This is a genomic window from Paenibacillus sp. JMULE4 (assembly GCF_013337105.1).
Taxonomy (GTDB): domain Bacteria; phylum Bacillota; class Bacilli; order Paenibacillales; family NBRC-103111; genus Paenibacillus_G; species Paenibacillus_G naphthalenovorans.
In genome coordinates this window covers 484455-497074 of record NZ_SGWF01000014.1, presented here as the reverse complement: position 1 = coordinate 497074, position 12620 = coordinate 484455, and the positions used below count along the sequence as shown (strand labels likewise).

General features: G+C 47.9%; 11 protein-coding genes. 7 read left to right on the top strand and 4 right to left on the bottom strand.

Annotated features, from left to right (window positions below; all coding sequences use genetic code 11):
* Positions 1-37: 37 nt before the first annotated feature.
* The 5 genes from EXW96_RS15330 to EXW96_RS15310 all read left to right on the top strand — a co-directional run bounded on the left by EXW96_RS15330 (position 38) and on the right by EXW96_RS15310 (position 6130).
* Positions 38-1036, top strand: a complete 999-nt coding sequence (locus EXW96_RS15330; protein WP_375256455.1) for a hypothetical protein — start codon at positions 38-40, stop codon at positions 1034-1036.
* Entirely contained in the window at positions 990-1226 is a 237-nt protein-coding gene (locus EXW96_RS15325) for a hypothetical protein (protein ID WP_174350908.1), read from the top strand. Before EXW96_RS15330 ends, EXW96_RS15325 begins: the two co-directional genes overlap by 47 nt.
* Entirely contained in the window at positions 1198-3315 is a 2118-nt protein-coding gene (locus EXW96_RS15320; protein WP_174350907.1) for an NEAT domain-containing protein, read from the top strand. Before EXW96_RS15325 ends, EXW96_RS15320 begins: the two co-directional genes overlap by 29 nt.
* 88 nt (positions 3316-3403) lie before the next feature.
* On the top strand, positions 3404-4870 hold the full coding sequence (locus EXW96_RS15315) for an S-layer homology domain-containing protein (RefSeq protein ID WP_174350906.1): 1467 nt from the start codon (positions 3404-3406) through the stop codon (positions 4868-4870).
* A 99-nt stretch (positions 4871-4969) separates the two neighbouring features.
* A complete protein-coding gene (locus EXW96_RS15310) occupies positions 4970-6130 on the top strand; it encodes an S-layer homology domain-containing protein (protein WP_174350905.1) in 1161 nt (386 codons plus the stop codon).
* A 15-nt stretch (positions 6131-6145) separates the two neighbouring features.
* Here EXW96_RS15310 and EXW96_RS15305 read toward each other — a convergent pair whose 3' ends face one another.
* Together EXW96_RS15305 and EXW96_RS15300 are read right to left on the bottom strand one after the other, a co-directional pair.
* Entirely contained in the window at positions 6146-7339 is a 1194-nt protein-coding gene (locus EXW96_RS15305; protein ID WP_174350904.1) for an oxalate decarboxylase family bicupin, read from the bottom strand.
* Between the two features lie 168 nt (positions 7340-7507).
* Positions 7508-7951 (bottom strand): hypothetical protein, encoded by a 444-nt coding sequence (locus EXW96_RS15300; RefSeq protein WP_217437367.1) that lies wholly within the window; start codon positions 7949-7951, stop codon positions 7508-7510.
* Between the two features lie 1078 nt (positions 7952-9029).
* On the opposite strand from EXW96_RS15300, the gene EXW96_RS15295 reads away from it, so the two are divergent.
* A complete protein-coding gene (locus EXW96_RS15295) occupies positions 9030-9359 on the top strand; it encodes a winged helix-turn-helix transcriptional regulator (RefSeq protein ID WP_062407030.1) in 330 nt (109 codons plus the stop codon).
* 57 nt (positions 9360-9416) lie between these two features.
* Here the strand turns inward: EXW96_RS15295 and EXW96_RS15290 are convergent, their stop codons facing one another.
* Both EXW96_RS15290 and EXW96_RS15285 read right to left on the bottom strand, forming a co-directional pair.
* Positions 9417-10163, bottom strand: a complete 747-nt coding sequence (locus EXW96_RS15290) for a polysaccharide deacetylase family protein (RefSeq protein ID WP_062407032.1) — start codon at positions 10161-10163, stop codon at positions 9417-9419.
* A gap of 117 nt (positions 10164-10280) precedes the next feature.
* Positions 10281-11297 carry an aldose 1-epimerase gene (locus tag EXW96_RS15285; protein ID WP_074727789.1) on the bottom strand — a complete coding sequence of 339 codons (1017 nt, stop codon included), beginning with the start codon at positions 11295-11297 and terminating at the stop codon, positions 10281-10283.
* Between the two features lie 236 nt (positions 11298-11533).
* On the opposite strand from EXW96_RS15285, the gene EXW96_RS15280 reads away from it, so the two are divergent.
* A complete protein-coding gene (locus EXW96_RS15280) occupies positions 11534-12532 on the top strand; it encodes a LacI family DNA-binding transcriptional regulator (RefSeq protein WP_174350902.1) in 999 nt (332 codons plus the stop codon).
* Positions 12533-12620: the final 88 nt, after the last annotated feature.

Sequence of the window (12620 nt, the reverse complement as noted above, 5' to 3'; positions counted from 1 at the left end):
CAATTCATACATGGTTCCGGGCACAGGGAAATTAATTGTGCAGAACGGAAAGGCGAAATTCGAGAATGAAATTTCGAAGGAAAACTATGCTTTATTTGAATATTTCGGTTCGCGTATGGCTGGCAGGGATAAGGCTGTCATTCAAGAAACCGTAGGTCAGGAACCGGTTATTATTGGCATTGAGGGCTATCAACCGGTTGCGACCCGGTTGACCGATGACGGCAATCATGTGATTGTCCAGATCGAAATAGCGGAAATCGGGAAGATACAAGATATTTTAATGCATATTCACGATAAGGATAATATCTATCAATTACCGCAGCCTTATAACTATTGGTATAATGTCGGTTTGGAATTGGATATAAGCGGTCTTCCCGGAACCGGCGGAGACGGTGGAGACGGTGGAGACGGCGGAAGTGGCGGTGACAGTACACCAGTTACTTTAGAAATGTTTAATAATCTGGTTACAGTGGCACGTTCCGTTTATGAAAGCACTTACGAAGGAACGGGCGATGGTTTCTATCCTGTCGGATCCAAAACGGCATTATATAACAGTATCACAACAGCGGAAAGCATCGCAGCGAGTGCCGGGGGCAACCAGGTGCTGTTGAAGGCAGCCTACGATATTTTAAACGAAGCATTAAATCATTATCAATCTTTGCGTATTGTCGTTAACAAGACAAGTTTAATTGAATTAATAGAACAAATAAGGTTATTTACGGAAACAGCCAAGGAAGGCGGAACAGCTGAGGGCGGTCCGGGCGGTTCAACTACCTTTGCCATATCTGATAAAGAATATGCCTATCCCACAGTCAGCAGCTTTGTAAACAGACTTGCAGAGGCATCGAATGTTGTAGCTGACCCTAATGCTTCTCCGGAAGATGTGGCCAATCAATATAATTTGTTGTATAACGGTGATTCGCTCCGAGTCGGATTTAAAGATATCGAGAAAAGACAGTTTCTGGCTTCGACAGTGAGAATTATGGTTCATGGATACGGATACCGTAACCACTACTTACTCCGTTTATGCCAATGAGTTCAAGCCAACGGCGACCATACTCCATCAAGCGGAAGCGCCTTATTACCAAGCCTACGCTAACATTACTTTTGTCAATCCTGCAGGCGAATTGGATGTCAAACGAACCAATCCCAATTCGGCAGGATACTCCAACCTCGTTCAGCCTCAGTGGAGTTCCGGTGCGGAACAGCTCGGACGAGCACAATAAAACGTACCAGGTGAGCATCAGATATCAAACTGCTGATGATTCCAAATGGAGGGGATTGTCGGGGCTGCGGTACACGGTCAACGGTGTTACCAAAACCGTCTTTATCAGCTACAATGCGGAGCAGCTTGACGCATTAAACGCCTCCATTGATGCCGCCAAGCAGATCTATCATACGGCTGTGGAAGGTACGGCGCCAGGACAATATAGTGCAGGCTCCAAAGCAAAGCTGCTGCAAGCCATTGAGCTTGCCGAAGTTACCGGAAGCAACCTTGCCGCTCCAAGACCGCAAATCGCTGCGGCTGCGACCGCTTTGCAAACGGCAGTGGAAGCATTCCAGGCAACGGCTGCGCGTACGGTCTATTTCTCGGCCGTTCATGCAACGAAGGACGCTTTCTCTTCCATGGATAACTACTTCGTGAAGCCGGCGGTCGTGACTACAGAAGAGGATGGCGCTGTCTATGCATCTGTAACCATTAAGGACAGCTCACGCATACCGGAATTCAAAGTTAAGCAAAACGGCGAATTTGTGGAAGCCGCTTTGGTGAGCGAGGATACAGCAGCGAATACAAGGGTCGTTAAATTCAAGATTGATCATTTGCAGGAGCTTCTTGATGCGAAGGTGCGTGTGGTCGTGCCGGCGCAAGGTTATGAGAGTACCCATGACATTCGTTTGAACTTTAACAATGTAGACAATACTGCGCTGTCCCAGGCTATTGCCAATGCGACTGCAGTACATCGGGCGGCGGTGGCAGGTACACAGCCGGGCCAATACCCGGAAGCGGCCAAGGCTGCTCTTCAGAGCGCAATCGATGCTGCCGGTGCCGAAGCAGCACGAGTAACGGGCACGCCGGAACAGACAGCCGCAGCGCTGCTGGCGCTGCAGCAAGCATTAAATACGTTCAAGGCGTCTGTGATTTCCAGTCCCGGCCAATATCCTATCGGTTTCACGATCTACAAAGTGAATACCAATGAACCATCGGTTATGTACGACTATGTAGATAAAACAAGCGGCAAATTAACGCTAAGAGACGGCAAAAAATATGTGTCGTTCACCCTAAATCAAAGTAAAGAAATTGTAAGCTTCAAAACAAAGTTAAACGCGGACTCGCCGTTAATCGAAACCACTACAATAAATACCGATGCAGCAGCTAACCAAAGAACGGTTGAATTCGAAGTGGAGGATTTAACAAAAAAAGTTGACGGATGGGTAAAAATTTATTGGGATTTAGGGCCTCCGATCGGCATTTACGATCATGAGTACGAGGTTCAGATCGGATTCAGCGATTTGCCGGCCATTCCCGATCCGGTAAACAAAACCGCATTAAACACATTGATTGCCGACGCCCAAGCGAAACATGCGGCGGCAGTGGAAGGAACGCAAGTTGGGCAGTATCCTGCAGGTTCGAAAGCCAAGCTGCTGACGGCGATTACTGCAGCACAAGCGGTAGCTGCCGACTCGGCGGCCACACAGCAGCAGGTGAACGAAGCGCATAACGCGCTGCAAGCAGCGGTAACGGCGTTCGTTAACTCTGTTAATACCGGCGGACCGGTGACAGTAGACAAAACCGTATTAAATGCTGCTATCGCCGACGCTCAAGCCAAGTATGATGCCGCAGTCGAGGGAACGGCGTTAGGTCAATATTTGGCCGGCGCCAAAAATAAATTTAAAAAATCGCTCGATGCGGTAAAAGCTGTGGCTGCGAATACCCAAGCAACGCAAGCGCAAGTGGATGAAGCGGTAAAAACGTTGCAGGCAGCCGTAAAATTGTTCAGCTCTGCGCAGTATAAAGATGCCGTTACCCAACTGCCCGATGGAGAGTATTCATTGCAGTTCAATATTTTCACAGCAGGGACGGAGCAGCTATCGGCCGTTCAGGACTATGTTGATGCAAGCAGCGGCAAATTGCTCGTTGAAGGCGGTAAAAAGTACGTATCGTTCACATTGAATCGGGCTAAGGAAGTGAGCTCCTTCCAGACGAAGCTGAACTCAACTTCAGCCTTGACCGAAGCGGAAGTGGTCAGCAAAGACGATATGGCGGATACCAAAAACATCAAATTCGAAGTACAGGATTTGTCGATCGATCAATAAGCAATATGGTCTTGTCAAGCTTCTGACTTCCGATGCACAAGAAGTAAATTACGATGTACAAATCGGATACGGCAAGATCCAATTGGACTTGACTAAACCGGTGAAAGACGGCCAGTACCATGTCAGCCTCGCCCCAAGATCGGATGATCCGGCAGCGCCTCCGGTCATAGATTACATCGTGGAAAGCAGACTTAACGTACAAAACGGCAAAAAACTAGCAACAGTGAAATTGAAGAGCGGAGTAACGCTTTATGAAATTTTGCTGCTTAATGCCGACGGTACGACCAATAAAGTCATCACGCCAACGTATTCGGCTAAAGCTTCGGGGCTTGTTCGGGTGCTTGCCGATGAACCTGCAGGTCAAACCGTTCAATTTGAAGCAGCGGATGATTTGACGGCCACCTATGCATTCGGTGTAGTGAAAGACGGCCAGGATGCAACCATCAAAGTCGGGTTTGGTGCCATTGAGCCGGTAACAAGCGTTAGTGTGATCACACCTACGCCGGACGAGCCCATCGCACCGGTTGACTCTGGAAGCAATGATAGCGGAATCATCTACCCAGTAGGAGGCTCTTCAGGAGGCGCTGCGGCGATCAGCACGCTTCAGGACGGGAAATACTCCGTAAATTATGCAATCCATAATGTGGGCACGGATCAAAAATCAATTCTTCAGAATTATGTCGTGACACCGGCATTATTGACGGTTTCCGGAAACAAAAAGGTTGTCTCGGTCAGGTTGAAACAAAGCAATGAAATCGGCTCTTTAAAAACAGAGCTTAACGGCGCATGGACCGATGTAAAGGTGATTGCTGAAGATCAGAAGAATAATACGCGCGATGTTCAATTCGAGATTAAAGATTTGTCATCCAAATTAAAAATTTCGGCAAAAATCAATTCGGATGAGATCCAGGCCGAAATTTCATTTGATGCGAAAAACGTTCAAAAGGTGAGTGACGACGCACAGCTGACCGGCGGCCAAACGACTGCGGAAGGCCAAACTCCGGAGTCGAAACCAACGGTTCAAGTACTGAAAGATATCGAGAATCACTGGGCCCAAGCACTCATTGAACGCGCAGCAGGGCTTGGCATTGTCAATGGATATGAGGATGGAACGTTCCGTCCTGATGGCGAAATCAGCCGTGCCGAGTTTACAGTTCTCATTTCCCGCGCACTTCAACTGGACAAGGGTGGAGAACTGAATTTTGCCGATCTGGACAAGGTTCCGGATTGGGCGAAATCCCATCTGGAGAAAGCGGTAGCCGCAGGCCTTATCACAAGCTACGAGGATCATACGTTCAGACCTGAGCGCAGCATCAGCCGTTCGGAAATCGCGGTCATCATTGCCCGTGCATTGGAACTTCCGCTTGACGAAGCAGCCACTGCAGCATTCGCCGATGCGGAGCAAATTCCGGATTGGGCTTATGCTCATGTAGCCGCAGCCTCCAAGAAAGGGATTATTAATGGACGGGACAACCATATTTTTGCTCCTCATGCCAATGCAACAAGGGCTGAGGCCGTGAAATTAATTTTGTCGCTCCTTGATGAAGTGAAGTAACCTGGATGTTTGAAGTCGGTTTTTATCCGATTATGAAGTTGACGGGAGGATACCGGGCAACCGGCGTCCTCCACTATTTTTGCTGTGAAGGAGAAGAATATGAAAAGACCCATGAAGAAACTGATGTCCGGTGTCTGTATCGCATCTTTGCTGGTGTCGGCCGCTCCCATCCCGGCAGCATGGGCTGCGGATGCGCCGCCCGCTGTAACCGCAGCCCAACCGGGCTCCGGTTCGGCCGTACTGCAGGACGGCAAATATACTATTAATTATATGGTAAAGAAATTCGGTACCGAACAGAAGTCCGTTATGCAGGATTATGTCGTTACCCCCGGGACTTTAACCGTGGTGGACGGCAAGCAATATTTCACTATGACAATTAAACAAAGCAAAGAGACTACGGCGTTTAAAACCGAGATTAACGGCTCCTTGAAGGATACAGTGGTCGTTGGCACAAACGAAGAAAAAAACACGCGCGATGTCCAGTTTGAAGTCGAAGATTTGTCCAAGAAGGTTAAAGCCTGGGTTAAAATTGAATGGGCCGAATTGAATTACTTTCATGATTACTATGTAGACATTTCAATCGATAAAGACAGTGCCCGAAAAATTAGCGGGAGCGCGGAACCGGCCGGCAATGCGGATTCGGCGGCGGATGGGGATACGGTGCAGGAAGATCGGGGCCAGCCGGCTTCCGATGATCCATCCAAACCTGTAGAAGCACCAAAACCGTCCTTTTCGGACATTCATAACCACTGGGCTAAAGAATTCATTGAGCAGGCAGCGGAATCAGGTATTGCCAACGGTTATGAGGACGGCAAATTTAATCCGGACGGAGAGATAAGCCGTGCCGAGTTTACGGTTTTAATCGGACGTGCGTTGAAGCTGGAAGGCAAGAAAGCGGAATTAAATTATACCGATGATGACCAAATTCCGGATTGGGCCAAAGCTCATCTTGAGCAGGCGGTTGGCGCAGGCATTATTAGCGGCTATGAAGACCGCACCTTCCGTCCGGACCGCAGCATTACCCGTTCGGAAATTGCCGTTATGCTGGTTCGCGCACTGGGGCTTCAGCCGGAAACGAGCCAAAAGCTATCCTTTGCAGACGAGGCTCAGATTCCGGAATGGGCTTATCCTTATGTTGCGGCAACAACCCAAAAAAGCATAATGAACATCAGAGACAACAACCACTTCGCACCGAATGACAACGCAACCAGGGCCGAGGCCGTAACGTCAATTTTGCTTTTGTTAAAATATAAGAAGTAATGCTTACACTTCGCCCTACTTCGAGCCCTGGGATTGGCCGGGATATTTGACGACAGGCCATTTTTCCTTTCGCAAAGCATCAAGCAATTCCGGACCGACATGAAGATTATCCCGGACAAGCTCCCGAGGGGTTAACGCCATCCACTGGTTTAAGGAAATATCGGCAAACCGTTCGCTCTTGAACATTTCCAAAAACCATAACGTTTCAGTCCCGGTATTTTGTATGTAGTGGCCAAAGGCGAAAGGCACGTAACCGACATCTCCCGCTCGGTAATCAAAAGTTCGCGCCACTCCGTTGCCGCCAAAAACGGTCATCCGTCCTTGTCCGGTAAGGTAATACTGCCATTCGTCATTATTGGGATGCCAGTGCAGTTCCCTCATCGCGCCGGGTTGAATTTCGACCAACGCCGCAGCAATGGTTTTTGAAATCGGGAAATTGGAGGAATCCGCGATACGCACGCTTCCGCCCGGCGTAACCAACGGAGTTTGGGCTAACAGCCGATGCTTGAAACTGATTGGAACTGTGCCATAAGGGGATTGGACTTCCTGGCTCTCCAGTGAACCTGGAACACGGGTTTGAAAGATATAAACCTGGTCTGGGGGAATGGAATCGAATGCGCTGGCAGGAACGCCGAAATTGGCTGACAGTACGTCTTTTGGGGTATGAGCAAACCAATCGGAGATAGACAACGTGTTCAGGTCGGAGAAGTGTCCGTCATCGAAAACAAGTAAAAATTCGCATCCTTCCTCCAATCCCTGAATGGAATGCGGCAATCCGGCCGGGAAATACCAGAGATCACCCGGGCCGATGTCTGCAATAAAGTTTCGTCCGTTTTGGTCGACAGCCGTTATTCGTGCGCTGCCCCAAATCATGTATGCCCACTCCGCTTGTTGATGCCAGTGCAATTCCCGCGTTCCGCCCGGCATTAAGCTCATGTTAACTCCCGCAAGGGTTGTGGCGATCGGCAATTCCCGAACGGTGATTTCCCGGGACCAGCCCCCTTGATTCAGTTTCATATGAGTGTCGGAGAAAGACATTCTGAGGTTGGGCAGCAAGCCGGAATCCGTGACCGGCGGGACAAACATATTCGGATTTTCCAGGTCCCTCATAATATCGCGAGGACCGTAATCAGGCCCGCCGGCACCGTCGCTTCGAATCGGCTGGGGCACGATAAATGGCTTACCGTTATTGGGGTGAGGAGTGTTCATGGTAATCAGGTTCCCTCCATTGAATGAATGTACGAACCGCTTTTAGGCATACAAAATATGTTTATGAGACAGGGCTTGGATATTATGAAGCAAAGCCAACATATCATATGCATTATGAACAAGAACGCCACTTAGCGGACCATTCTTCCGCCAGGTGGCGTTTTCTTTTTAAGCAAACACTTTTTGTGCCATGTCCAGTCTTACCGTAGTTAAATATGAAATTTGAGGAAGGGAAAAGAAGGAAGCCAAAGATCGAAGTCTGGTGTATATGGTGCGCAAAATGACAGAGTCCAGCTCAATAATCATAGATTCGTTACCTATGTAATCCTTTAGACAAACTCGGATGAGATAGGGGCTATCTTTTAAGGTGACTGATGTTCGATGGGCGGGGTCATCATCATTGTAAAAAAAGTAATGGGTTTGCTTCACGGCATTTTGATAGAGTTCAGCGCACCGTTCGCTGACTTTTATAGTTCTTTTTTGCTCCAGACAATCTATTACGGTCAGGATTCGGTTCGAACCATCCAAAGAATCTTTTTTCAAATACACGATCTCGTGAATCTCTACCCCTTCCATGAGCAGTCGGATGATAATGGCATCCTGGGGATTCAAGCACTGCCTCTCAATAAAATACAGATTTTCCAATGTGAGGTTGGTCATAAAATATACATCTTTCCTTTCCTTTTTACGGTATAGGGGGCTGCGAGAATATATTATACATGATAGAAATATAATTGGAAACAGATGTAAAATAAGAGGTTTTGTCGTTATTTGCCGCGGCTGAAACGCTGATATTCATTCGATCCGTTATCGGCTTCCGGGCAATGCACTGTTCCGGGTTACAAAAAACGCCACTCACGGATGATGCCGCAGGGTGGCGTTTTGCTTTTAGCTTTTGCTTGATCGATGTGTGCCATGTACGCCATGTGACCCATGTACGCCATGTGCGCCGTGAACCCCGTGGACACCAGGCCAGCCTGGATGGTAACCGCCGGTATAACCGCTGTAATAACCGCCGATAGAATGTACTCCGGGGTAGTAGGAGGAATAGGGAGTCGAATAAATAGTGATCGGATAATAAGGATTATAGCCATATCCAAAAGGCGTATAAGCCATCTCATCAGCTCCTCTCTGGATGGGATGATACAACTTATGCATGGTTCATTGATCGTGATGCTTGCCCTATAAAATTAGACGAATGACACAGGAAAAATTCGGTCTAACGCTTTCAACGAACTTCAAAAAGGTGAAACAGTAAAAAAGACGACCCCGTAAGATCGCCTCGCAAAATCACTGTATAAGTTCAATGGAAAATCTCGACAAAGCTTTTAATCACCAGAAAAGGTAATGCGCCAATAGAAATAAAAGCAAAACCTATGCCTTTAGCGATCGATTTCACTGCTTCTATAATTCCCATAATGAATCCTCTCCTATTTCTGTCCAAAAGTTTGTCCGTTATGTGAATATTGTAAAAAAATTCAGATAATTGGTCAACCAAAAAATATTTTATACATAAACAATTGAATGCTAAATATAATTAATCTCTAAAATCAGGCTTGCCGGCGCTTTTAACCAAAGGGAAATAATAATTACTTATAGTAATTAAATATAAATAAAGAAATAAATTGTATTATGTGAGCTTGTTGTCGGGACAATTTTTGTTATAATAAAAGTATAGGTGGTGATTAAAATGGAACAATCTTCTTTATGCCCCAGATTTGAGAAAGGTATGCAGATTATAAGCAAGCGCTGGATCGGTTTAATTATTCATCAACTGCTGTCAGGTCCCCAGCGTTTTTGTACGATTGAAGACGCACTTCCCAACATCAGCGGAAGGCTTTTGTCGGAGAGATTGAAGGATCTGGAACATGAGGGGATCGTAAGACGGGAGGTCTTCCCGGAAACTCCCGTTCGAATAGAATATTCATTAACAAAAAAAGGTCTTGCCCTGGAACCGGTCATCAGAGAAATCGAAAAGTGGTCTGCCGATTGGGTCGAGCTGGAACCGGAGGCCCAATGACCTGTCCCTCATAGCCAAAAAACCTTACTCTGCAAGAATAAGGTTTTTTTGGGCTGGTTAATTTTTTACGGTCGTCGATTTACGGTAATGAAGCAATTCGGATACCGTAACGAATCGATAGCCTCTCTCTTTTAATTGAGGAAGGATTTGTTTTAACGCTTCAATCGTTTGGCTTTTTCCTTCAACGTAATCGTGAAACAGAATGATGTCGCCGTTTCTGGCGTTTTTGAGTACTTTGTTGACGATTTTGGCGACACCGGGCCTGTTCCAATCCTCCGTATCTTGATGCCATGACCACATCACGACCAGATACCCCGATTTTTTGGAAGCATCGACCAAATTATCCCCGTAATAACCGCCGGGAGGGCGAAAAAGACTGGGTTTGTGACCCGTAGCATCAAGAATGATTCGTTCCGCTTTTAAAATTTCATCCCGGATCTTCTCCCCGGCAATTTTCTGTTTGAAATAAGGGTGACTATAGGTATGGTTCGCAATTTCATGGCCCTCCCTAAGTTCCCTTTTTACTAACTCAGGATGCTTTTCAACACGTTTGCCAATGACAAAAAAGGTAGCTTTGGCTTCATATTGGCGCAACAGGTCCAATATCGCCGGAGTATCCGCAGGGTCAGGACCGTCATCAAACGTTAAAGCGATTATTTTTTCGTCGGTCGGCACTTCCCAAACGATTTCTCCTCGTGCTTCATAGTAATGGCGCCCTTTGGTTGGCGGCTGCGCCTCGGCATGATTCCATAGCGTGGCCATGACACAAGCGGCGACAATGATGGATATTCTCCATTTTTGCATGGTAACCCCTCCAAACGTTAACAGGATTATCATGTCTTGTTTGTCCCCGTTCTAATTTTCCTTTAATTTCCTAAAAAAGAAGGAGCCGTTTTAGACCGGCCCCCCCAGTTCGAAGCTCTATGCGTTGCTTTGCGCCTTGATGTAAATCCGGCTTGTTTCTTCCCAAAGGTCTCCCGGCTCCAGGCTGTTCAAACCGATCAGCTCGGGATCTAAAGGAAAATTCAGGTTGGGCGCATTGACCAGATTGACTTGAGGCTCAGGGCAGAAAAAGCCCTCCGTTGCATTGTTGTTCCAAATCATCCACTGCTTGTAAGCCGTTCCTGCATCATAGACCAATGTGATTCCTTCTTTTATGTCGGTCAGTTCCATCCGGTTGCGACCGTTTTGCGGCGCGGCGGTATAATGGTTGTCCATGGGTTCAAAATACGGCGACAGTCCGCCTTCTTTCATCCGTTCTTCCTCCGGGGTCAGCGGCTGATATTGTCCTGTCGGGAGCATTCGCTCATTCAGCTCCCAGCGCTTGCCAATGGTCATCTTGAAGCGGCAATCCGCCGCGGTGCTATCGGGAGCGAACGGAGCATTAATGGCGGTGTGAAATGCAAGCAGGCAGGGCATCCGGTCCTCTCCGTCATTGCGTACGGTCACATGCTGAAACAATCCCAGCCCGCTAAGCGTGTAGCGAATTTTGATGGTGAAGGCATGCGGGAAATAGCGGTAAACCGGATGATCCTTGTTCACCTTAAGCGCCAGAGTTACATGGCTTTCCGCATCATCGGCCGAGAACCGTTCGACCTGCCAAGGAATGTTATGTACGAATCCGTGCAGATGATTGCCTGTCCTCGGTTCGTTCACCGGAAATTGGTATGTGGCTCCGTTCCAGTGAAATGTACCGTCTTCATAGCGGTTCGGGGGAAACAGCACGGGAATGCCGTGAACGATCGGCTTCGCTTTAAACGAGTCCATTTCGTCCATGGCAGGCTCGCGCAAAAAACGGTAATTCTTTTCCGTGTCCCGAAAGGCGATCAGATTGCCTCCGATTTCTGGCAGAACCGCAGCCTCGTAGCAGCCTGACTTAAGCCATACGGCTTTTTCTCCTTGATATGTTCCTGCATAAGCTTTTGCGTCGTGTCCCATGTTTTCCTCCTGTGAGTAAAAGTGAAAGAGATATTCTACAGCTTCATTATATAAGACATGGCCAAATTGGAATATAACCAGTCGGATTCAAGGGAAATAAGACGTTTGGTAAAAGCTGTCATGGGCTGCATCTGATTTGGACGACATTTTCATATTGAAACCCATTCGACTTCATGATACATTAAATGTGTAAACGTTAACCTATCATGAGTTGGAATGCGGAGGAGAGCTGTGGATTGCGCAAGCTGACGATTAAAGACGTAGCAAAGCATGCAGGAGTTTCCACCGCGACAATCTCCCGGGTGTTGAATGGCAGCGGTTATGTGAGCGAGGATGTACGGCGTCAGGTGCTGGCTTCGGTCAAGGAGCTGAACTATCGGCCCAATGCGATCGCCCGCAGCCTGAAGCAGGAGAAATCGCGAAGTATCGGGATGATACTGCCTGATATGAGCAATCCCTACTTTATGACGATTGCCCGCACGATTCAGCAAAGGTTGGTTGCTGAAGGCTACCGCCTGCTATTTATGGATTCGGATGAAAACCCTGACAAGGAGCGTGAGGCGCTGGATGCGCTTCTGAGCAACCGTGTGGAAGGCTTGCTTCTTGCCGGTACCGGGGGCAATAAGGAACAGCTCCGGCAGCTGATTGGCTCCGGCATCCCGGTTGTGCTTGTGGATCGCTGTGTGCCCGGTGTTTCCTCCGATTTGGTTATGGAGGATAACCGCGGTCCGGTACGGCAGGCCATGGAATACTTGGTAAGCGCGGGACACCGCCATATCGGTATGATCCATGGGCCCAAAACGATCAGCACGGCGCTCGAGCGGTATGAAGCCGCAGTACGGGCGCTGCAGGAAGCCGGTCTTCAGGTTGGCGAAGAGTATGTATATTCAGGGGATTTTTCCAGAAAGTCAGGCAAGCAGGCGATTCAGAAGCTGATGAAGCTGCCCGTTCCGCCTACGGCCGTATTTTCCGCCAATAATGAGATGACCTTTGGCTTGTATTTGGGGCTGCAGGAGATGGGCATCGGACTGGACGAGGTGGAGGTGGTGTCGTTCGGCGATCTGGAATTTTCATCTCTGTTTAAACACAGGCTTTCGGTCATCATGCAGCATCCGGAAAGCATTGGAGATTCGGCGGCAGGCATTCTGCTGGATAAGCTTCTGCATCAGAAGAGTGCTATGGAAAACCGGATCATCATTCCGAAATTTGTGCAAAAGAATAAGCTGTCCTTGTGATCAGGCATGAAGAAGGACGCTTTTCTTTATCTGATGTGTAAACGTTAACACATGATTTTATCGTGTGAAAGCGCATTAATATTCTATT